The organism is Amycolatopsis sp. NPDC059657, assembly GCF_042734395.1.
Lineage (GTDB): Bacteria > Actinomycetota > Actinomycetes > Mycobacteriales > Pseudonocardiaceae > Amycolatopsis.
In genome coordinates this window covers 1-22,201 of sequence record NZ_JBHWEB010000143.1, presented here as the reverse complement: position 1 = coordinate 22,201, position 22,201 = coordinate 1, and the positions used below count along the sequence as shown (strand labels likewise).

General features: G+C 68.1%; 19 protein-coding genes. 5 read left to right on the top strand and 14 right to left on the bottom strand.

The features are described 5' to 3' along the window. Positions 1-35 precede the first annotated feature (35 nt). From ACFV15_RS42245 to ACFV15_RS42200, 10 genes are all read right to left on the bottom strand, one after another. A complete protein-coding gene (locus ACFV15_RS42245) occupies positions 36-818 on the bottom strand; it encodes a TIGR03084 family metal-binding protein (protein WP_378358346.1) in 783 nt (260 codons plus the stop codon). Beyond that, on the bottom strand, positions 815-1,864 hold the full coding sequence (locus tag ACFV15_RS42240; RefSeq protein ID WP_378358345.1) for a carboxymuconolactone decarboxylase family protein: 1,050 nt from the start codon (positions 1,862-1,864) through the stop codon (positions 815-817). The genes ACFV15_RS42245 and ACFV15_RS42240 overlap by 4 nt, the downstream gene beginning before the upstream one ends. Positions 1,865-1,866: 2 nt before the next feature. Beyond that, positions 1,867-3,516 (bottom strand): FAD-dependent oxidoreductase, encoded by a 1,650-nt coding sequence (locus tag ACFV15_RS42235; protein WP_378358344.1) that lies wholly within the window; start codon positions 3,514-3,516, stop codon positions 1,867-1,869. Further along, positions 3,513-4,046: a DUF5987 family protein gene (locus ACFV15_RS42230; RefSeq protein ID WP_378358348.1), complete on the bottom strand. Its 534-nt coding sequence runs from the start codon at positions 4,044-4,046 to the stop codon at positions 3,513-3,515. Before ACFV15_RS42230 ends, ACFV15_RS42235 begins: the two co-directional genes overlap by 4 nt. 21 nt (positions 4,047-4,067) lie before the next feature. Then, entirely contained in the window at positions 4,068-5,420 is a 1,353-nt protein-coding gene (locus tag ACFV15_RS42225) for a cytochrome P450 (protein ID WP_378358342.1), read from the bottom strand. Beyond that, a complete protein-coding gene (locus ACFV15_RS42220; protein ID WP_378358341.1) occupies positions 5,417-6,409 on the bottom strand; it encodes an enediyne biosynthesis protein in 993 nt (330 codons plus the stop codon). Before ACFV15_RS42220 ends, ACFV15_RS42225 begins: the two co-directional genes overlap by 4 nt. Positions 6,410-6,414: 5 nt before the next feature. Next, positions 6,415-8,349, bottom strand: coding sequence for a CRTAC1 family protein (locus ACFV15_RS42215; RefSeq protein ID WP_378358339.1), 1,935 nt, complete (start codon positions 8,347-8,349; stop codon positions 6,415-6,417). After that, complete coding sequence (locus ACFV15_RS42210) at positions 8,346-9,326, bottom strand: DUF1702 family protein (protein ID WP_378358337.1); 981 nt, start codon at positions 9,324-9,326, stop codon at positions 8,346-8,348. The genes ACFV15_RS42215 and ACFV15_RS42210 overlap by 4 nt, the downstream gene beginning before the upstream one ends. Positions 9,327-9,436: 110 nt before the next feature. Beyond that, complete coding sequence (locus tag ACFV15_RS42205) at positions 9,437-10,429, bottom strand: DUF1702 family protein (RefSeq protein ID WP_378358336.1); 993 nt, start codon at positions 10,427-10,429, stop codon at positions 9,437-9,439. 19 nt (positions 10,430-10,448) lie between these two features. Further along, positions 10,449-11,318 carry a helix-turn-helix transcriptional regulator gene (locus ACFV15_RS42200; RefSeq protein WP_378358347.1) on the bottom strand — a complete coding sequence of 290 codons (870 nt, stop codon included), beginning with the start codon at positions 11,316-11,318 and terminating at the stop codon, positions 10,449-10,451. Positions 11,319-11,585: 267 nt separating this feature from the next. Here ACFV15_RS42200 and ACFV15_RS42195 point away from each other — a divergent pair, with 267 nt between their 5' ends. Further along, positions 11,586-12,191: a DNA-binding response regulator gene (locus ACFV15_RS42195; protein ID WP_378358334.1), complete on the top strand. Its 606-nt coding sequence runs from the start codon at positions 11,586-11,588 to the stop codon at positions 12,189-12,191. Between the two features lie 32 nt (positions 12,192-12,223). On the opposite strand, the gene ACFV15_RS42190 is transcribed toward ACFV15_RS42195, so the two are convergent. Both ACFV15_RS42190 and ACFV15_RS42185 read right to left on the bottom strand, forming a co-directional pair. Next, a complete protein-coding gene (locus ACFV15_RS42190; RefSeq protein ID WP_378358332.1) occupies positions 12,224-13,654 on the bottom strand; it encodes a SagB/ThcOx family dehydrogenase in 1,431 nt (476 codons plus the stop codon). 21 nt (positions 13,655-13,675) lie between these two features. After that, complete coding sequence (locus ACFV15_RS42185; RefSeq protein ID WP_378358330.1) at positions 13,676-15,934, bottom strand: TOMM precursor leader peptide-binding protein; 2,259 nt, start codon at positions 15,932-15,934, stop codon at positions 13,676-13,678. A 199-nt stretch (positions 15,935-16,133) separates the two neighbouring features. On the opposite strand from ACFV15_RS42185, the gene ACFV15_RS42180 reads away from it, so the two are divergent. From ACFV15_RS42180 to ACFV15_RS42170, 3 genes are all read left to right on the top strand, one after another. Continuing rightward, complete coding sequence (locus ACFV15_RS42180; RefSeq protein ID WP_378358329.1) at positions 16,134-16,952, top strand: BTAD domain-containing putative transcriptional regulator; 819 nt, start codon at positions 16,134-16,136, stop codon at positions 16,950-16,952. Positions 16,953-17,000: 48 nt separating this feature from the next. Beyond that, complete coding sequence (locus tag ACFV15_RS42175; protein WP_378358327.1) at positions 17,001-17,690, top strand: winged helix-turn-helix transcriptional regulator; 690 nt, start codon at positions 17,001-17,003, stop codon at positions 17,688-17,690. Positions 17,691-17,843: 153 nt separating this feature from the next. After that, on the top strand, positions 17,844-20,156 hold the full coding sequence (locus tag ACFV15_RS42170; protein ID WP_378358326.1) for a sensor histidine kinase: 2,313 nt from the start codon (positions 17,844-17,846) through the stop codon (positions 20,154-20,156). 4 nt (positions 20,157-20,160) lie between these two features. Here ACFV15_RS42170 and ACFV15_RS42165 read toward each other — a convergent pair whose 3' ends face one another. Further along, positions 20,161-20,766, bottom strand: coding sequence for a DNA-binding response regulator (locus ACFV15_RS42165; RefSeq protein WP_370943945.1), 606 nt, complete (start codon positions 20,764-20,766; stop codon positions 20,161-20,163). Between the two features lie 124 nt (positions 20,767-20,890). Next, the gene (locus tag ACFV15_RS42160) at positions 20,891-21,109 is read right to left on the bottom strand and encodes a hypothetical protein (protein WP_378358325.1); all 219 of its coding nucleotides are present in this window, start codon (positions 21,107-21,109) and stop codon (positions 20,891-20,893) included. Positions 21,110-21,367: 258 nt separating this feature from the next. On the opposite strand from ACFV15_RS42160, the gene ACFV15_RS42155 reads away from it, so the two are divergent. Next, a complete protein-coding gene (locus ACFV15_RS42155; protein WP_378358323.1) occupies positions 21,368-22,105 on the top strand; it encodes a helix-turn-helix domain-containing protein in 738 nt (245 codons plus the stop codon). The last annotated feature ends 96 nt before the right edge of the window (positions 22,106-22,201 follow it).

Genomic DNA, 22,201 nt, shown 5'->3' with positions numbered 1-22,201 from the left:
GTATGGCCGGTTAGAACCGGCCATACCACTCACGACTACTTGAACTGGCCCGGCTTGCGGCCTTCGCCCGCGGGGCCGCGGTAGGCCTGCGCGATGTCCAACCAGTTGTCCGCGTGCTCGCCGATGGCTCGCAGCGCCAGGTCGTCGCGGTGACGGCGGCGGGTGACCAGCAGGCAGAAGTCCACCGCGTCGCCGGTGATCCGCTGGCCGGAGTCCTCCGGGCCGAACGTCCACACCGCGCCGGACGGACCGGTCAGCTCGAAGCGGAACTCGACGTCCGGCGGGGTCAGGCCCCTTGCCTGGTAACCGAAGTCCCAGACGCGCACGGCGAATCCGACCAGGAACTGGACGCGGTCGGTGCGCGTGCGCTCGACGCCGAGCGCGTCCGCGATGTCCTGGCCGTGCGCGAAGAGCTCCATCATGCCGGCGCAGGCCAGCACGAACGGGGGCAGCGGGTTGACCAGCCACGGCACCAGCTGGTCGCCGGGCACCGCGGCCAGCGCCTTGATCCCGGTGTCGCGGATGGCGCGCCAGCGGTTGAGCAGCGCTTCGGGCGGGTCGTTGACGTACGCCTGCAGTGCGGCGTTCACCGCGCCGTCGAAGTCCTTCGCGGCGCCCGCGGTCATCGCGACGAACCCGTCGGGGTCGGACGCGGCGAGGCCCGCGATCTGGAAGACGAAGGCGAGGTGACCGACCTGGTGGGCGATCGTCCAGCCGGGCGCCGGCGTCGGCAGCGCCCACTTCTCGGCTTCGAGCTCGGCGAACAGCGCGTCGAACTCGGCGGCTTCGGCGGTCAGCGCGGCGATCACGTCTGTCACTTTTCCGTCCTCTCACTCGTTTTCACGTCGAACAGCAGCCGTTTCCCGAGCGAACGGGCGGCGGAAAGACTTGCCCACGCGACCAGTTCCACCAGCGCGGTGTCCGACGGCTGATACCGCCGGAACGTGCCGACGACCGACTCGTCGACCTGGTAGGAGGCGATCGCGGTCAGCAGCGCGAGCCGCGCGGCGGCCCGTTCGCTCAGCGGCAGGCCCGCGATGGCCGGTTCCACCCAGGAAGCGCTCAGGGCGGCCGAACTGCCCGGCCAGAAGGCGAGTTCGCGCTGCACGACCTCGCGCACCCGTGCGGGCACGGACGCGCGTGCGGCCGCGTCGACGGCGGCGCTCGCGCGGGTGAACGCGGCCTCGATGGTCTCGTTTCCCTTGGCCCAGGACAGATCGCCGGGCGGGGGCGCGTCGGGCAGCAGCTCCAGCGAGGCACCGGGAGAGGCGTCGCTGGGCTTCAAGAATTGACCGAGCACGGCTCGGGCCACCCGGCGCGCCGACGCCGGCACCGCTGCTGGAAGCGGCGACGGACCAAGGAAGACGTTGACCATCCGGTTCAGGTAATGGAAGGTGACCGCCACGCCGACCAGTTCCGGCTTCAGCTCGGGCGCGATCGAGCCTTCTCCCCCGCGTGCCCATTCGGCCAGCGCCCGCGTCGACGGGTCCTCGATCGCCTCGTCGCCGGAGATCGCGGCCGCGGCTTCGCCGCGCCCGAGCGAGCCGAGTGCCATGCCGTGCACCTCGACGCAGTACGGGCAGGTGTTCGCCCGCGACACGGCCGAGGCCACGACCTCCTTGTCCGCACGGGAAGCCAACCCTGAAGCCACCAGTGACTCACGCAGGATGGTCCAGCTCGCGGCCAGCACCTCCGGCGCGGGCGAGTGCAGCGCGATCGGCGGGGCCAGCATGCCGAAGTCGCGCTCGACCTGCCGGTAGACGTCGGCGACCAAGCCGGTCGCGCGGCGCGGCGGCACGGCGCTGACGTACCGGACGTCGCGCAGCGCGCCACGCAGCGCGAGCCGGATCGGGGTGGGCGCCATGCTCAGCTCCCAGCGACCGTGACGGGCAGGTTGATCACGCCATCGCGACCGGACGTCTCGCCCAGCGGCGAAGGCGCCCCGTACTTGACGTCGACGCCACGTTCCTGCGCCGCGCGCACGATGCCGGGCACGGACCGCTCGGCGAGCGCGGCGATGGTCATCGCCGGGTTCACCGTCAGCGCGCCGGGCACCGACGAGCTGTCGGTGACGAAGATGCCGGGGTGGTCACGCAGCTCGTGGTTGGGGTGCAGCGCCGAGGTGGCCGCGTCGTCGCCGATCCGGCAGGACGCCAGCGGGTGCACGGTGTACGCGCCCACCACGTCGTTGGTCCACGGCGCGACCGTCGCCAGGCCGTCCTTTTCGAGGATCTCCTTGCACTCCGCGTCGGCGAGCGCCCAGCCTCGGCGGGTGTTCTCCGTCGGGTCGTAGCGCAGCGGGCCGCGGCCGAGCATCTGCTGGGAGATGCGGTACGCGTTCCCGGTCGGCGGCGGGGTGCCGAAGACGCCCTCGTTGTCGTCCTCGGTCATCTGGAAGATGGTGAGCCACGAGGCCCACTTCTTGATCATTTCCTTCTTCTCCGGCCCGAACCACGCGGGTGACTCCATGCCGGGCACCTGCGCCAGGATGGTCCCGAGTCCGGGCGGGAAGTACAGCTGCTCCAAGGAGAACCGCTCGTACTCCGGCAGTGAGCCGTCGAGCTTGTCCCAGTTGGCGACCGTCGGGCCCTTGCCGATCTGGTTGGCGGCATAGGCTTTGCCGTCCTCGCGGGTCAGGCCGAGCACGTCACGCACGCGGTCTTCGTTGAGCACCGCGGTGTTGAGCCGCTCGCCGTTGCCCGAGAAGTACCGGCCGACACCGTGCGGCATCTTGCCGAGCGCCGCCTCGGAGCGCTGCAGGATGACCGGCGTGGCACCGGCGCCAGCGGCGAGGATGACGATCTTCGCGTCGATCGTGCCGCTCTCGTGGTGCAGGCGGTAGTCCTCGTCGTCGATGACGTTGTAGTGCACGCGGTAGCCGCCGTCGTCGTTGCGCGTCAGCTTCTGCACCTCGTGCAGCGGGCGGATCTCGGCGCCGTGCGCGATGGCGGCCGGCAGGTAGTTCGTCAGCATCGAGCGCTTCGCGTCGAACCGGCAGCCAGCCATCATCCAGTTGCAGTTGGTGCACTTGCTGTTGTCGACCGCGACCGGCGCGGGATTCGCGGTCCGGCCGGAGTGGTTGCACAGCGCGCCCCAGAGCCCGCCAGCGTACGAGACGTCGGCCCAGTCCTGTTTGTACACCGGCAGCGACTCGGAAACCCGGTCGTACCAAGGATCCAGCGCGTCACGGCTGAGCTCGGCAGGCCACATCCTGCGGCCGATGCTGCCGTGCCGCTCGAAGACGAACTTGGGCGCGCGCGGCATCGCGGCGAAGTACACCACGCTGCCGCCGCCGACGCAGTTGCCGCCGAGCAGGCTCATCCCGTCGCCGACGACGAAGTCGAAGATCCGCGTGTACGACGACCCGAGCAGGAAGTCGTGCTCGAACTCCTCGGTCTTCACCCAGGGACCGCGCTCCAGCACGGTGACCTTCGCGCCGCCCGCGGCCAGGTGATAGGCGGTGATCGAGCCGCCGAAGCCACTGCCGACGATCAGGACGTCAGTCTTTTCGGTCATGCCGGGCTCCCGGAAGGTGTCGTGTCCGGGTGGAGTTCCGCGAGCTTGCGGCCGTAGCCGTACTTCGGGAACTGCCAGAACCCGTTCTTGGTGTCGTCGAGCGTCCAGCCCATCGCCGTGAGGCCGGGGTGGCCCTGCCCGAGCGCGTCCGCGGTCTTGAGGTGCGGCGCGCTGTCGAAGGACATGTTGCAGAACAACGCCAGCGCGACCCAGCCGTCCTTCTCGGGGTGCCCTGGCGCGGTCAGCTTGGTGACCAGCTTCCGCCGGAACTCGTACGGCAGCGCGACGAACGCGGGCACGCCGGTGTCCAGCTCGATCTCCGACTCCGCGGCGAACGTCTTGGCGTGGTTGTCCAGCGACAGCACCAGGTACTCGAGCCCGCCGGTGATGCCGGTGGCCGGCTCCTGCAAGAGGGTGAGCGCGCCTGCCTCCACCGCACCCGGGCCGATGCCGACGCCCGCGATCGCCCGGTCGTCCGGCGAGCGCTTCTCGCCGGGCAGCACCGTGTCCGCGAACGCCTCCAGCGTCATGGTCTCGTCTTCGGTCACAGCTCAGCTCCTCTCCTGCTTGTGCACCGTCATCGGCAAGCCGCCGCGTACCCGCAGCGACAACATCGCCTCCGGAACGACCTGGTAACCGGGCACCTTCGTCAGCTTCAGGTCCCTGGCCACCACGGCGAGCACGAAGGCGGCCTCCATCAAGCCGAGGCTGTTGCCGACGCAGAACCGCGGCCCGGCGCCGAACGGGATGTAGGCGTAGCGCGGCGGCCGCGGCACACCCGGCGCGAACCGGCCGGGGTCGAACCGCTCCGGGTCCGTCCAGAACTCGGGGTGCCGGTGCATCGCGTACGGCACGACGACGACGTCGGACCCCGCGGGAATGCGGTAGCCGTCGATGACGTCTTCCTCCTGCGCGATCCGCGGCAGCAGCCACACCGGCGGGTACATCCGCATGACCTCTTCGATGACCGACACCGTGAACGTCAGGCCTCGAAGGTCCTCATAGGACGGTGGCCGGTCGCCCAGCACCTCGACGGCCTCGGCGTGCAGCCGCGCGCCGACCTCGGGGTGCTCGTCGATCAGGTGGAACGCCCAGCCGAGCGTGCTCGCGGTGGTCTCGTGCCCCGCGAGCAGCAGCGTGATCAGCTCGTCGCGCATGCGCTCGCGGTCTTCGGAGCCCGAGGTGATCAGCCGGGAGATGACGTCGTCACGCCCGGCCAGTTCCTCGGCGAACCGCTGCTCCACCAGCTCGTCGGCGATCCGGCGCAGGTCGTGACGCGACTCGCGGAACTTGAGCTGCTTCTTGAGCGGCAGCCAGGCCGGGATCATGCCGAGCGTCACGGCCTCGAACATCGCCTGGTCCTGCACGCCCTCGAACGAATGCCCGAGCGACTCGTAGCCGCCGAGTTCCGCGTCGAGCAGCGTCCTGCCGAGCACGCCGAGCGTCAGCCCGGTCATCTCGTGCAGTATCTCGATCGGCTCACCGTCCACTTTGGAACGGAGACGGTCCGCCAGCGCGCCGACCTCGGCCGCGACGATCTCCGCCTGCCGCGCGATCCGCTTGGGCTGGAACACCGGCTGCAGCGTCCGGCGCTGCCGCTTCCAGGTGTCACCGTCACTGGTGAGCAACCCGTCGCCGAGCGCCGCACGAGCTTCACGCAGGCCGATTCCCTTGTGGTAGTTGGCCGCGTTGTCGGCGAGCACGTGCTTGGCGTGCTCGGGGTGGTTCACCAGGTACAGCGACTTCGGCCCGATGGCGATCCGGACCACGTCGCCGTAGGCCGCCGACTCGGTCATCAGCGCGAGCCGGTCGGTGAACAGCTTCTTGAGCAACCCTAAGGTCTGACGGCGCGGCGGGCCGGGCGGCACAGCGCGTGCCGCCCGGCTTCCGTCGGTGCTGGTCATGCCGCGGCCGCGTCTTCGCCGACCTCGGCCTTCCTGGCCGCGATGGCCGAGACCGGCGCGGTGGTGACCTGGGTCCGCTTCTGCTCGGCCTCCCACGCCAGCCTGGACTTGGTGTGGAAGTGCAGGCCCCACAGGAACAGGCCGCGGATCAGGCAGACCGTCGCGGTGGCGAGGAACAGCCCGTACGCCACGTGCACGGCGATGAAGAAGCCGTACGCGACCGCGATGCTCGCGCCGAAGAGGAACTGCGCCGCGGGCTTCGACGGGGTCGTGCCGGGGTCGGTGACCATGTAGTTCGTGTAGAGCACGAACGCGATGCCGGTGCCCATGGCCAGCGCGCCGGGGATGGCGGTGTCGAAGATCAACCCGCGCACCACGGCCTGCACCACGAAGAAGCTCAGCCAGCCGAAGATGAGCCACATGCGCTGTGTCAGCATCGCGTTCAGCACGGTGCCCGAGATCAGGATGATGGCCACGATCAGCCAGCCACCCCAGGTGGGGATGTGCTCGGAGAAGTGATACGGCGGCGCGATCGAGGCCCACGGGAACACCAGCAGGATCACGGTGATGCCGAAGTTGGACGGGTTCATGTAGTGCCGCATCCGGCCGCGCAGCGGGGCACGGAAGATCCACTTCGCGCCGACCGCCACCACGACCCCGAACATCATCACCCAGACCCGGTCGTTGACGTAGGTCAGCATGTTGAGCGCGAGGCTGGTGATGTGCGCGGGCAGCAGGAACTCGAGGAACCCCTTGACCCCGCCGCCGCGGAATCGCACCTCCCGCTCCTCGGAGCGGGCGCCGATGATCTCCAGCACGATCTCGGTGGTGTAGCCGGTGGCCAGCGCGATGAGCGGCCAGGCCCACGGCTGCTCGAAGCCGAGGAACAGGTAGCCGATGATGTTGAAGATGCTGATCGAGATGGCGAACCGGCGCAGTGCGATGGTGACCTTCGGATCATGCCCCTTCACGGGTGTCTGCGTTGCCATGCCGATCACTTCTCCTTGGCCTGAGAGCCGAGCTGGACGCTGTGCCAGCCGGGGTTCAGTTGCAGGTCCTGCTGATGCAGCGCGCCGGCGCGGTCCCGCCACTGCAGGTGCACCTGCTGCGGACCGCTGACATCACCGAGTCCGATGTGGACCTGGTTGGTGCGGCGGCCGGAGTGGCCGCTGCTGCCGTCGACGCGGTCGATGTACTTGCGGCCGTCGGCCAGCGTGACCGTGACCTCGGCGCCGATCGCGGGCGAGCCGGTCTCGTTCGTCAGGTTCAGCCCGATGAACTTGCCCTGCGACTTGCCGTTGTTGTGGTAGAAGACCGGCTGCTCGAACTGACGCGAGACCGCGAAGTCCAGCAGGCCGTCGTCGTCGGTGTCACCGGTGGCGATACCGCGGGTGGGCACCGGGACGGCCAGTCCGAGCTTCTTCGCGATGTCGACGTACCGGCCGTCCGGCGTCTTGGCGAAGAAGTGCAGCGTCTGGTCGCCGCCGATGTCGTCACCGAGACGCGCGTTCGGCCACCAGAACGGGTTGGCCAGCAGGCCGTCGTTCGCCGTCGCCAGCTCCTGCAGCTGCGGCCAGCGGTTGACCTGGCCCTTGACGAAGCCGGTCGCCTGGGTGATCACAGACTCGCCGGAGTTGTTGTAGTCGGCGATCTTGACGTCCCAGCCCCAGCCGGACCATGCGCTGCCCGAGTGGCCACTGGCGTCGGAGAACGGCGCGTAGCCGTCCTTGAAGTTCTGCGTCAGCTCGGCGTCGTCCTTGGCGTTGTTCATCCACTGGAAGTTGGACTCCTGGATGCCCCACGAGGTGGTGATGTTGCTGACGAACGCGTCGAACAGGCCGTCGTGGTCCAGGTCGCCGAAGTCGACGCCCATGCCCTTGAAGGAATCGTTGCCGATCACCTTCGACTTCGGGTCGCCCGCGCCCTTGACGCCCTTGACGTTGACGAAGTCGATGCGGCCCGGCTTGGAGATGTTGTACAGCAGGCGGTCCGCGCCGAAGTCGTTGGCGATGTAGAGCTCGGGCAACCCGTCGCCGTTGAGGTCGGTGGCACTGGACGCGAGCGTCCAGCCGTTGCGGCTGTCGCCTGCCGGGATGGCCTCTTCGGTGCAGTCGAACTTCGCCGTCGGGGTGTCGCCCGCGGTGGCGCCGATGAAGCGGAAGATGAACTTGCCGCCGCCGTTGAAGGCGTGTGACATCGACTGGTTCATCGTGATGCCGCCGCTGACCCGGTCGTCGAGCACCCGGCTGCCCTCGGGGAAGTAGTTGCCGATGAAGATGTCGACATGGCCGTCGCCGTCGAAGTCACCGATGGTGGCGGAGTTGGTGTTCCAGATGTCACCGTCGTAGAGCCCGTCGGTGATCTTCGGGTTCGGCACCAGCTCGACCGGCTGGAACGCCTTCGCGTCCAAAGTGGTCACGCTCGACTTCTTCAGGAACAGCACCGGGGTGCGGCCCCAGTAGTAGGCGAGGATGTCGATCTTGCCGTCCTCGTTGAAGTCACCCGGCACGCAGCCCATCGGGGCGATGTAGGGGTTGGTGGACGGCGCCTCCAGTTCGAACGGCGCGTACCGCTTGTCGCCGGCACCGGGCGTCGGGGTGACGACCACCTGGTCGGTGCGGGTGTCGACGAGGCAGAGGTCGTTGTTCTTGCCGTCGTTGTCGAGATCGTTCATCGCGATCGCGGAACCGACCGACGAGATCCACGCCTCGATGTGCTTGTACTCCTTGTTGACCGTGCGGACCGCCTGGTTCTTCTTCGCGGCGGGCAACGCGATGGTCAGCGGGGTGAACGAGTACTCCGAAGCGACCTTGTCCTGGTCGGCGGCCGAGACCTCCGGCAGCTTCCCGATCAGGAACATGGTGGCGATCAGCGCGAGCGCCACGATTCCGGCCAGCTGCTTGTGAAGCCAGCGAAATGTCGCGGTCATTTTCCAACACCTCCCAGTGAAAGCACTTCGTCGGCGATTTGCCGTCGCCAATATTCGAAAGCGGGCAGCTCGCCGTCGACCGGATTGTCGGGACGGACGTCTTGGGTGATCTTCGCCGCGAGGGCCGATTCGAGTCCACAAAGGATGTTCGTGGCGAGTTCGGTGTGCGGCACGTGCAGACCGGCGGCGATCCTGGCCTCCGCGGCGAACGCGCTACCCTGCGCCAACTGTCCACGATGGTCACCCGCACGCTCGGCGAGCAGTTCCAGCTCGGCCTTTTCGACGCCGCCCGCGTACGTGGCGGCGAGTCCGACACCCGCGTAGAGGTCGCCGTGGCGGCTCGGGTCGAACCGGCCGAGCAGCGTGGTGACCAGCTCGGCGTCGGTGCCGCCGATGAACCACAGTGCCCTGCCGATGCCCTGGTCGATCGCGCGGTTCGCGTAGGCGCTGTACTTACGGCTCGGCCACGGGAAAGCCGGGTCCTGGTACTGCTGGTCGATGTACTTGGCCGTCTTGAAGTAGGCCTGGTGGAAACCGTATCCGTCGAGCAGCAGCCAGCGCAGCAACGGGTCGAACTCCGTCGGCGACGGCCAGCGGAAACGCGGCAGCCGCGCCATCGCCCAGCCGACACCGACGTAGATCAGGTAGTTGTGCGGCGCGCCGGGTCCATCGAGGATCTCCGTGACCCGCCCGCGGCCGCCGCCCGGCAGGCCGTCGAGCATGCCGAAGCCCATTCCGGCGCCTTCCCAGGCGAACCCGCGGAACCGGGGCGGGATCTCGTCGATACGGGCAGCGGCGTCCGCCGGAATGCGCGCTTCGACCGCATGCCCGTATCCGTCGAGGAAAATCTTCCCCACCGTCTCCAGCAATTCCTGAGCGGCCGGGCTCTTCTTGTGGAAACCGCGTTTGTCGAGCGAGGTTTCCGATACGTCCGGAGTGAGGATACGGCGCCGTAAAGCGCGCCAGCCTGTGCCCAACGCACTCGCCCCCTTTTTCGGGTTCGGATGATTTCTGCTTAAATGCTCACATGCGTTGGGGAGCGGCAGCGTCTTCACTCTTGCGGGCGGATTTCTCCTGAATTGCGAATTCAACCGGCCAGCCGCTGCTCGCCGATCGCGAAGTGGTCACGGATCCGTTGCCGCCAGAGCTCATAAGCGGGCTCGGGGCCCTCATGCGCGGTGACCTCGGTACTGTCGGCGATCTCCTGTGCGCGCTCGACGGTCAGCCCGGCCAGCACCCGCGCGGCGAGCTCGCTGTGCTCGGGCACGAAGCCCGCGAACGTGCGTGCCTTGATCGCGAAGACGACGCCGAGTGCCAGCTCATCGTGGTGCGCGCCCGCCGATTCCCGCAGCCTCGCCAGCCTGAGCTCGTCACTGCCGCCCGCGAAGGTCGCGGCCAGGCCGACCCCGGCCCACAGGTCGGGCCTGCGCTCGGCGGGGAACCGGTCCACCGCGGCGGCGACGGCCTGCTCATCGGCGCCGTTGATGAACCAGAGCGCGCGGCCGATGCCCTGGTCGACGGCGCGCTGGAAGTACTCCGGCGCGCCTGCCCACGGGTACGGCGCCGAGACGTGCTGCTCGTCGACCCAGCGCTTCGTGTCGAAGTACGCCCTGTCGAAGCCGTAGCCGTCGACCGCGAGCCAGCTCATCGTCGGGTGGTAAGGCACGTCGTCCAACTCGGGCAGCACCTTCTTCCACAGCACCCTCGGCAGCCTGGCCATCGCGAAGCCGATGCCGATGTAGGCGAGGAACACGTGCTGACGGCCCGGCCCCTCGAGCAGCTTCGACGTGCGGTCACGCTTACGGCCGGGCATGACGTCGAGCAGGGTGGCCGCCATCGTGGCGCCTTCGTAGGCGAAGCCGCGCAGCAGTGGCTCCACCATGTCGAGGCGCCGTTCGATCTCCCAGAGCTCCGGCCCTTCGATCCCCCATTCGAACCCCGTGACGACCGCCTGCGGGATCGTCTCGAGCCTGGCGGTCGCCTCGGTGGGCGTGACCGCGAAGCCACGGCCGGCGAACCCGACCGAGGCCAGTGACGGGGCGAAGATCCGCTTGCGCAGTACGCCCAGCAAACTCGGCATGTGGACTACTTCCTTCGGATCAGGCGACCGCGCGCAGGCCACCGGGGCGCGGGACAGCCAGTCGGTTGCCGTACGGCGAGGACGGGGAGGCGAGCGTGATGGCGATCGGCGGATCGGTCGCCAGCGGCGCGCGCATGGCGATCTTCAGGTGCTCGGTGCGGCCGTCGCGCACCCGGACGGAATAGGGCTGCATCGCGGTCGAGAAGCGCGACTGCGACGGGCCGGTGGAATGCTCGCCGACCGCCATGACCACCCAGTCGCCGTCGGGCACACCCGGGATTTCGAAACCGGTCGAGCGCACGCTGACCTTTCCGGTGAACGCGACAGGTCCCCGTTGCGGAATGGCTTCGGCGAACACCCCGATGAGCACGTCGGCGGGCGGCGCGCCCTCCGGCATCACGATGCGACCCGTGATGACGCCATCACCGACCGTCGACGAGGCACAGTTGCGACCGAGGGTGCGCAACGTCGCCAATGACGGCAGGCGGCGGAAGTTCGGCGCCAGCGCCAGCAGCAGCTGGCCCACCTCCGGCTCGCGGTACTGCGTCGGTGTCATCCCGACCGCGCGGGTGAACCTGCTGGTGAACGTGCCGACGCTGGAATAGCCGACGCTGCAGACGATGTCCGAGACCGTCAGCGCGGTCGTCAGCAACAGGCGCTTGGCCTCGAAGAGCCGGATCGCGGTGAGGTACCGCCCCGGCGTCACGCCGGTCGCCTTCGCGAAGACGCGCGAGAAGTGGAACGGGCTGACGAACACCTCTGAAGCGAGCTCGGTGAGCGTGATCGGATCGAAATAACGCGCGTGCATCGACGCGATCACCTGACGCACGGCCACCTGCAGGGAAGTGGGCGCGGAACGAATTCTGGGATCTTCCGGTCGTTGCTCCATCATCTTTATAAACCTCGTCAAACCTCGAATTCACGGGTCACTTCTGCTGACCTCCACATAACCCGCCACCGATTTCGAGGCACTTGACGAGCAGTTGAGTTTTGGTCCCAAGGGAGCAAGCGGGCCGGACGGTCGGCACGAATGGAGAACGGGTCGATGACGGACAGTGAGTTTTTCTTTACCCTCCGCTGATTGTGCTTTTTGTGAATTACGCGGCTTCGGGTAATTGGGTACACTGACGCAGCGGTGTCGAACGGAGGCTGGGGAGTGATCCGAATACTGCTGGCCGAGGATATGCATATGGTGCGTGGGGCCCTCGTCGCATTGATCAATTTGGAATCGGACCTGCGGGTGGTCGCCGAGGTGGCCTCGGGCGACCAGATCCTGCGCGTGGCCAAGGAATGCAACCCCGATGTGGCCATCATCGACATCGACCTGCCCGGCAAGGACGGCCTCACCGCGGCGGTCGAACTGTACGAGCACCTGCCGAGCTGCCAGACGCTCATCCTCACCTCACTGGGCAGGCCCGGCACCGTGCGCCGCGCCCTCGACGCCAAGGTCAAGGGGTTTCTGCTCAAGGACGCGCCGTCGAACAAACTCGCCAACGCCGTCCGCTCGGTCGCCATGGGCCAGCGCGTGATCGACAGCGATCTCGCGCTCGCCGCGTGGGAAGCCGACGACTGCCCGCTGACACCACGGGAAATCGAGATACTGCGGCTGGCCGCGCGCGGGCGCACCGTCTCCGACATCGCGGCCGAGCTGTTCCTGTCGTCCGGAACCGTGCGCAACTACCTCGCCACGGTCGTCACGAAGCTCAACGCGCGCAACCGGGTCGACGCCATCCGCATCGCGACGGAAGCGGAATGGCTTTAGCACAGGGTTCCCAAGTTAGGTGACGGCAAAAATCACGCCGAAAGCACGCATTCGCCGAGCGCGACCTCCGCGGGCCAAGTAAGTTTCAACGCACGGTCGACGCGGTCACCCGCGTCGAGCGGGACGGCGTGCGCGGACATGCCCATGGCCTTGCCGGTCAGATACAAGGTCTGTTGCAGCGCACCGAAATGCAGGAGCGCGGTCGAGTAGGCCGCCCCGCCGAGTGCCCAGGAGGTGCGTTCCAGCCTGGCGGTCACGGTGATGAGCGCCGCCGGGCGGCGATGGCCGGCTCCCGCCACCATCGCCAGATCCAGCACGGCGGCGAGGTCGGCCGGCGCGTCATTGATCAACGTGACCGAATGCCCGAGCGGATCGTAGTGATAGATCCCTTGCGGCAGCCCTTGGCAGCGGTCGATGGTCAGATACAACTCGAGCTCGTACAGGCAGGCGACCGAAAAGTACGGCCGCTGTGAGGCCTCGTGACTTTCCTGCGCCGGCAGGTGGGCGGGTCCCACCGAGCGGACCCGCGCGCCGCGGTAGAGCAGTTCGCCCAGCTGTGCCACCGTGATCGGCTGTTCGGGGAACCGAGGGCACACATGGTCGTTCTCCAGCAGCGCGGTCAGCGGCGTGTCCGCGACCGCGGCCAAGTCCGGGCGTGGCAACGAGAACCGCGGGCCGTCGGGCGCCGGTTTGACGACTGGCGGCGCGCTCTCGCGTGGCCCGCGCGCGGATTCGGGACGCCCGCAGGCGAGCCGCGTCCGGCTGCGCGCGTGGAACATGAGCTCGTGGTGACACCAGTGCCGCAGATCCGGATCATCGTCTTCGGCAAAGGCGAAGCCCTCGCCTACCCCGTCGAGCAGCACCACGCCGGCGGCGACGAGGTAGCGCACCGCGTCGGTGACCAGTTCCTCGCCCAGCCCGGTGTCGGCGACGATGTCGTGGATGGTGCACGGCTCGACGAAGGCCGACGCGATCCGCACCGCCCACGGCCGGGAAAGCAGTACCAGGAACGGCGCGTCGGGACTTTCCAGCAGCATCCCGCCCTCGCCCGCGCGCAGCACGGCGAACCGCGAGAGCCGGATGGCGCGGTCGGCGTCCACCGGCTCCGGCCGGAAGAACGGGGCAGGCCCGATCGGGATCACCGACAGCAATGGCCGTTTGCCGTCCTGCAGCCCGAGCGAGTGCACGACCGAACCGCTGAGCTGGCGCAACACCCGGCGCAGCGCGAGGAATCCCGGCGAGAACTCGCCGAGCCACTGGGCGCCGGAGGTGACGTTGCGCAGGCTCACCGGGCCGAGCGCCATCCGCCGCAACGACTCCACCGCCAGCGCGCCCGCGTCCTCGACGCCGAACTCACCCCACCGCGTCATCACCTGCAGCGAGCCGTTCTCACCGATCTCGACGAGTGTGTCCTCGGTGAGCGACCACAGTGGAATGGTCGCGGGTGGCTCGGGTGATTCCATTGTCGAGACCTCGTACGCTCTTCACAGAAACAGGGGGAAGGGATTGAGCCCGGAGTAGTCGGTCGGCTCGGCCGAACGGCCCAGCGTCACGGGCACGTCGAACAGCCTGCCCGGCGCGAACCTGGCCCAGAACGACCGCATGCCCGGCACGATCACCTTGACGACGGGCAGCCCGACATCCGGTCTGGTTTGGTCCAATACCAGTGTTTCCAATCCCCGCTCGCCGAGCGCGCGCACGAGTGCCAGCACGTCGTCGCGGATGTCCGCCCGGTGGGAGAACCGGAAATCCGCGGGCTTGCGCGCGGGAATGCCGCCAGCCGGCAGCAGATACGGCTGGTTCTCCACGGTCGCGCCACGCAGCCAGCGACGCGCGTCCGGGTCGTCGAACTCGGTGTCGGTGTCGCAGAGCACGGCCAGCATCTGGTTCGATTCGCTCACCGCGCGCCGCAGCGCCGTGCGCGGGTCGAGGTGCGCGCCGAAGCCGAGCATGATGTTCTCGCTGGGCTTCCCCAGCTCCCGCGAGATCGCGACCATCACCGGCACGCCCACATCGGACGTGACGTCCAGCGCCCACAGCTCACGCCCGATCTCGGCGTAGCGCTGGGTCATCTCCTCCAGCCACGGGTCGCCGAACCCGCCGAGGTCGACGCCGGGCATCGGCGTCCGGTTGTACCACCACAACGCGACCGCGTCGCGCTCGATCACTTCCAGTGTTCCTTGCAGGATGGCGTCTTCCACGCTGCTGCCCGCGGCGCAGCCGTTGGAATCCGCGCGCAGCGACCGGAGGCCCGCTTCGTCCGGCGCGCCGTAGTACAGCATTTCGGTGGGCAGCAAGCGATGTTTCCCGGCGGAGAGCGACCACACCGGAGTCCAGGCGAGCACCTTGTTCTCGTCGAACGGTTCGGTCACCTGCTGCATGACGCCGTGCTCGCCGTTCCAGGCGGCCCGGTCGCGGTACTGCTGTTCGGAGTAGAGCATGCAGTCGTTCGGGTGGATCGCGTGGGACCCGAATGACCGAAGCGAGCCGAAAACGCGGAACTCGTCGCCCTGATAGCTGCCCGAAAACCGTTCCACCGCTTCACAAAGCGCGCCGACCTCGGCGTCGAGCGCGGTGGCGCCCTTGCCGCCGTTCTCCCCGCGCAGGTTCGCGCGCAGGCTCGCCATCCCGGTCATCGAGCGCACGACGTTGACGCCGGAGCGGTACGCGTTGACGAAGGACGGGCTCGACTCGTCCCTGGTGACCTCACGCACGATGCCGGTGACCGGGCTGACGAGATGCCGGTACTTCTCCAGCATCTGCACGGCGGTGAGCGTGCGGTGCCCGCCACCACCGCAGCTGGCCTTCTTCGATTCCCGCAGCACCACCGGTTTCGTGGCGCGCGCGGCCATCAGGTCGCGGTCACCGCACTGCGGGCACTGCGGCCGCCGCTGCAGCTGGTGCAGGCGCCCGCGCAGGTCGAGCGAGTCGAGAACCCACACGCAGCGCTGGCCGGGATAACGATATCCGGCGAGCCATTTGGTCACCTCGAGCGAGATCAGGTGCGCCGCGGCGGAGGTCAGCGGCGGGACCGCCGACGCTGGCCTCGGCGCCGGGCCCTCGTGCCCGAGTGCAGCCTGCACACAGGCTTCCGCGTGCCGCTGCCCCCACAACCGGTTGGCCAGGCAGTGCCAGCACGCCGATTCGCCTGGCTGGAAAACGGGACCGAGCCACACCTGCGCGCCGACGGGCTTCGCGAGCAGCCACGGCCGTCCGGTCATCCGATGTGCCTCGTCGATCTCGGCGAGGCGCGGATCGAGGTAGTCGTCGCACAGCACCACGGAAACATCGGCGTCACCGCTGGAAACACAGAGCCCGCCGTCGCGCAGCGCACGGTCCACAAGGGCCGCGTCGGTGCTGTCCCCGAGCGCGAACACCTCCACTCGTGCCGACTTTTCCCGCTGCTCGGCGGCGATCGGGTCGACACCGCAGGCATCCCAGTAGGCCAGTGTGCGCGCGTCGATACCGGGATCAGCCGGCGAGCGCAGGGTGACGAGGTCGGCTTCGACGAGCTGGGCGAGCAGGGCCGCGACCTGCTCGGTGTCCATCCCCGCTGGCTTGGCGCGCAACAGTCCTTCGAAGTCGCGCGTGCCGTCCAGCAGCGACGCCAGCGCCGCGATCTGGGTGCCGCGCATGGCGATCACGCCGGTTTCGGAGAAGAGGTAGGCACCGTCGCCCTCGCTGATTTCCGCGCGGAGGTGACGTTTGAAGTCAAGGAACCTTGCCAAGATGCGCTTCCCCATGAGGTCATGGTGGTGCAGCGGCCCCGCCCGTGCCAGCGAACCATGCATGTCCGGCATGTGCATTTCGCATATGGCAGCGGGGGAAACGCACGAGTCGCCCGATGGCACGGTCACTGGTACCCGGTTGACCACTCTGTCACTGTCGGAAAGCACAGACAGCGGGGGTTCCGGCGATGAATGCATCTGGGGAGGCGCGGCGATGGACGCATACGCACCACTGCTGACCGAACGCGGCGAGTCGACACAGCCCACGGTGCAGTTCAAGGTGCTCGGGCCGCTCGAGGTGCTCAAGGACGGCGTCGACTACGCGCCCACCACGCCGAAAGTACTGCGGCTGCTGGCGATGCTGGTGACCAGGCCGGGAAAGATCGTGCATGTCGATTCGATCATGCACGAGCTATGGGCCAACGATCCGCCGCGCACGGTGCGGACCACGATGCACACCTACGTGCACCACCTGCGTCGCTGCATCGAGCAGAACGGCCTCGAGGCCGACGCGGAATCCTTGCTCGTCACCAAGCCGCCCGGCTACCTCATGCGCATCGATCCCGAGCAGGTGGACGTCTTCGGCTTCCAGCGCCTGCACCGGCAAGGCCGCGAGCTGCTGCGCCGTCGCGAATACGTGGAGGCGGCCGCCGCCTTCCGCTCCGCGCTCGACCTCTGGTCGGGACCGCCGCTGTCGAACGTGCACTGCGGTCCCGTGCTTTCGGGCTATGTGGTGGAACTGCTCGAACAACGGCGCAGTGCGCTCAGCCTGCGCATCGAAGCCGAGATCTGCGGCGGCATGCACCTGGAGCTCATCGGCGAGCTGCGCACGCTGGTCGCGGGCAACCCGCTGGACGAAAGCCTGCACGGGCAGCTGATGCGGGTACTCGGGCGCAGCGGCCGCCGGTCCGACGCGATGGCCTTCTACCGCCAGCTCAGGGCCCGGCTGAACGACGAGCTCGGGGTGGAGCCCTGCGACGAACTGCAGCTGCTGCACCACGAACTGCTGGCCGAGGGTGAACATGGCCGCTGAGATCGTCAGTATCCGCACCGTTCCCAGTAAAAGAGTGAGGACCGAAGTATGAATGCTCGTAGCTACGGCCAGTTCTGTGGCCTCGCCCGCGCCATCGAGATGATCGGCGAACGCTGGTCGATGCTCGTCGTCCGCGATCTGGTGCTCGGCCCCAAGCGGTTCACCGAATTGCAGGCGGGCCTGCCGAAGATCCCGGCCAGCATCCTGTCCACCCGGCTCAACGAACTCGAGCACTGGGGCGTCATCCGGCGGCGGGTCACCCCGCAGCTGGACGCGTCCGTGGTCTACGAGCTGACCGAGTACGGCGGCGAGCTCGACCAGATCGTGCTGCAGCTCGGCATGTGGGGCGCCCGTTCGCTGACCGAGCCTTGCCCGGAAGAGGTGATCACCACCGACGCGGCGATCTTGGCGCTCTACGGCGCGTTCCGGCCGGAATCCGCGCTGGACAAGCGGATCACCTTCGAACTCAGGCTGGGCACGCTCACCCTGACCGCGGTCGTCGCCGACGGCTCGGTCAAGGTCGCGGAAGGCTGCGGCGCCGAGACGCCCGACATCAGCATCGAGCCGAAGAGCCCCGCCGTGCTCAACCAGTTGTTCAAGGGCGAGGTCAACGCGTCAGCCGCCATCGCGGACGGACGCGTGATCGTCAAAGGCGCACCGGAGCACCTGGAGACCTTTTCGGAGATATTCCACGTCGACGCGACCCCTGCGCCATCCGAGGGACTCGTCGTCCACTGAGTATCCAACCGGTCCCGTGCGGACTCTTCCCATATGACAAAACGCTAGAAAACCGCGCGGGACCGGCTCAGTGGCTTCCCAGTGAGCAGTAGTCGGTTAAACTCCCGTGTGCCGCTCGCCCGGCACGACCTTTCGGGGGTTACGAGCGAGCTGGTGACTGGGGTGCCTATGCCGGACGAAGATCGGATTTCGATCACCGCACTGCCGAGGGGAACCGCCGGGCCTGACCGGCGGCCTCGCCAAGCCGTGCACATCGCCAACGCGATCGTCATCGTGGTGTTCGTCGGCTACTTCGCGGTACAGCTCTTCAGCGCGGCCAAATCCGGAGCGGGCAGCAGTACCCTCATCGCGCTGGCGGTGGTGACCGGCAGCCTGGTCGCGATCCAGCTGTTCTACTTCGGCAGGCCGTCGACCCAGCTGCGTTCTTCCTTGAGCCATGGCGTGCTGGTGGTGCAGGCACTGCTCGGCTACCTGCCGATCGTGTTCTTCGGCGGGGACATGGACGACATGCCCAGCTTCCTCGCGGGCAGCGTGCTGCTGGTACTACGGCCGCTACCCGGTTGGATCACGTTCGGCGCGATCGTGCTGACCATGCTCCCGATCGAGATGACACTGGAGACGGGCGCGCTCGACCAGCTCTACGACGTCATGGTCGTGCTGGTCACCGGCCTGTACGTGTATCTGCTGACCCAGCTGTCCCGGCTGGTGACCGGCCTGAACGACGCGCGCGCCGAACTCGCCGAGGGCGCGGTCGCCGAAGAACGCCTGCGGTTCGCCAGCGACCTGCACGACCTGCTCGGCATGGGCCTGTCCGCGATCGCGCTCAAGGGCGAGCTGACCCACCGGCTGCTGCGCCGGGCACCCGACCGCGCGAGAGCGGCGCTCTCGGACATCACCCAGATCGCCAGGCGCACGCTGTCCGACGTGCGGTCGGTCGCGAGCGGCTACCGGGAACTCTCGCTCGAGGGTGAGGCCAGGATCGCCAAATCGTTGCTGGCCGCCTCCGACGTCGAGGCGGAGCTGGACCTCGACCAGAGCGACCTTCCCGTGCAGTTCCGCACGGTGCTGACGACCGTGCTGCGCGAGGGCGTGACGAACGTGCTGCGCCACAACGAGGTCAGCAGCTGCCGGATCGCCGTCCGGCAGACGGACGAGATGGTCTCGCTCGACATCAGCAGCGACGGCAGCGCACCGGCGGATGCCGAGGACGACTGGCTACGGAAGCTGACCGACCAGGTCGAGACGCTGGGCGGCACGGTCGTCCTGGAGCAGCGCGAGGACGGCACCAGGCTGCACACCGAACTCCCGCTGCCCGACGAGCACGGGGGGACCTGGCGTTCGGGGCACAGCGCGCAGGACCCGGACTCGCAGCCGGGCACGAAACAGACGCGTACCGCGGTCGCCATGGTGTTCTCCGGAATGTGCGTCGCCGCGCTGATCCATTTGCTGTATCTCACCGAGTCGCCGTGGCAGGTCGCGCTGACCGCCGGGTACCTGGCGGCGCTGCTCGTGCTGCAGCTGTCCTTCTTCAGCCGCCCGACGGCGCGCCTCCAGTCCCGGCAGGGCTACGGGCTGCTGTTCGTCCAGGCCTGCTTGATCTTCCTGCCGCTGATCCAGCTGAAGGCCAACTGGGTCAGCCTGCCGGGCTGGCTCGCGGGCACCGCGCTGCTGGTGCTGCGCCCCGCGGCGGGCTGGACGGTGTTCGCGGCCGTGGTCGCCGGCGTCGTCTGGGTCCGCAACGGGTTCGCCGCGGACCCGCAGGGCATCGTCTTCAACGCCGTGGCCACGGTGAACACCGGGCTGATCGTGTTCGCGCTGAGCTGGATGACCAGGCTGGCCACCGAGCTGGCGGCCACCCGCAGGCGGCTGGCGGAGGTGGCCGTCGCGGAGGAACGGCTCCGGTTCGCCCGTGACCTGCACGATCTGCTCGGGCTGAGCCTTTCGGCGATCGCGCTGAAGACCGAACTCACCGACCGCCTGCTGCCCATCGACCCCGACCGGGCGACGGTCGAGCTCGAGGACGTGCTCAAGCTGTCCCGTGAAGCGCTGGCGGACGTCCGCTCGGTGGCCACCGGGTACCGCGAGCTGTCGCTGGACCAGGAGTCCCGCTCGGCGCAGGCCGTGCTCGCGGCGGCCGAGGTGGAGGTCACCATGGACCTTCAGCTGGGCGAATTACCCAAACCGGTGACGACCGTGCTCGCCGTCGTGCTGCGCGAGGGTGTGACGAACGTGCTGCGGCACAGCAAGGTCGAGCAGTGCGATATCGCCGTGCGCCAGGTCGACGGCGAGGTCAGGCTCGACATCGTGAACGACGGGGTCGGTCAGGCGGCGCCGAAGCCGGGCACCGAGATCAGCGGCAACGGGATCCGCAATCTGTCCGATCGGGTGAGCGCGCTGGGCGGGGAACTCACCGCCGCGGTGGCCGAAGACGGCCGCTTCCGGCTGCGCGCCGTGGTGCCGGTCTAGGACCCTAGATCCAGTCGGCGTCGCGGGCGATGCGGATCGCGTCGAACCGGTTCTTGGCGCCGACCTTGGACACGATCGTGGTGAGGTAGTTCCGCACGGTGCCAGCCGACAGGAAGAGCTGGCCCGCGATCTCGACGGGGTCGGCGCCCGCCGCCGTCAACCGCAGCACCTCGATCTCACGCGGGGTCAGCGGGCAGTCCTCGGAGTCCCACGCGGCGATCGCCAGTTCACCGTCCACGACGCGACGGCCTGCCGCGACCCCGCGGATGGCGTTCGCCAGCTTGTCCGCCGGCGCGTCCTTGAGCAGGAAACCGCCGACCTTGGCCGCGAGCGCGCGGCGCAGTGTGCCGGGGCTCCCGAGGCTGGTGAGGATCAAGGTGCGGCATTCGGGCATGAGCTCGTGCAACTCGGCCGCCGCGCTCAGGCCGTCCTTGCCGGGCATGTCGATGTCGATGACGGCGACATTCGGTCTCGCCGCCCTGGCCGCGGGCAGCACTTCGTCACCGGTGGCCGCTTCGGCGACCACCTCGATATCCGCCTCGAGACCGAGCAGCGCGACCAGCGCGCCGCGCACGATATGCATATCCTCGGCCACCAGGACCCTGATCATTGAAAGCCCCCTCTGCTGAGAACAACATATCTAACACTGTTCCCGTTGGGTGGGCGCTCACGGCATGGAACCGGCCGCCGACCGCCCTGGAGCACGGTCGACGGCCGGGGCCTACGGTTTCCGCTCAAGCCGCTTCGGCCAGGGGCGGAATGAAACAGATGCAGTCGGTGACCGAGTTTCCCGGCATGCGCCAGTTGGTCCACTGGTCGAACCGGTCGATCTCCAGCTTGATGCCGGCGTCCCTGACATCACCGCTGTAGCCGATCTCCGAAAAGAAGACGTTCACTCGCTCAGACGTAACAATGTTCATCGGGAACTCCCCCGCCACTTCCTGAAAACCCATTTGGCTGACACGTAGAAGTGTGCTCGGCCACAACCGCTCTCATCCAGTGGACGCCGCACCACCCGTTCGTGGCTTTCGCATGCGCCAAAAGGCGGCACCGTCAACCCCTAACGTGATCACCTTTTCGATCATGTATTTCTCATACGGGGACGCTCAAAATTACATGCCGGACGGTGATCGGCTAACTACAGCGGGACCGGCGCGGACCGTAATCTCCAGTTGACCTGGACCGAATCGGGTCAATGAGGGGAGGCCATGATGGATGAAACCGTCCGATGCGCTGTGGAGCGTGCCATCGGAACCATGCGCGAACACCTCGGCGAGCAGGTGACCATCGACGACATGGCTCGGTCCGCGATGTTCAGCAAGTTCTATTTCTCGCGGATGTTCCACCAGGCCACCGGAGTTTCCCCTGGCCGTTTCCTCGCCGCGATGCGGCTGGCCGAGGCCAAGCGCCTGCTGCTGTCCACCTCGATCACCGTCGCGGACATCAGCAACCGCGTCGGCTACGCGAGCGTCGGCACCTTCAGCTCCCGGTTCAGCAGCCGCGTCGGCGTCTCACCGACCGCGTACCGCAAGTTCCGCGGCGTGGTGCCGAACGGCAGCGGCCTGATGCGCCCTGTCGTCGGCGGTTCGGTGGTGCGCGGCACCCTCACCATCCCGGCCGACGTCCCGCCGATGGCCGTCTTCGTCGGCCTGTTCCCGCGACGGCTCACCGAGGGCAACCCGGTCCGCTGCGCCATCGTCGACGCGCCAGGCGAGTTCGAGCTGGACGGCGTCCCCGACGGCTTCTGGCACGTCGTGGCGCACTGCGTCACCGAACCAGCCTGGGCGAACGCGCCCTACGTCGGCTACCAGGGCCCCGTCCAGACCAAGGCGGGCGTCGAAACACCACCCGCCGACCTGAAGCTCAGGGCCAAGCGTTCCTTCGACCCACCCGTTCTACTGGCCTTGCCCGCCCTGCGCAGGCCGGTCCACGAGAAGATCGCCGTCTGAAAAAAATCCCAATGCGGCATTCGTCAGCTCTGGAACCCCCAATGTGGCTTTCGTCAGCTCTGAGCTGACGAAAGCCACATTGGGAGGCTGAAACCT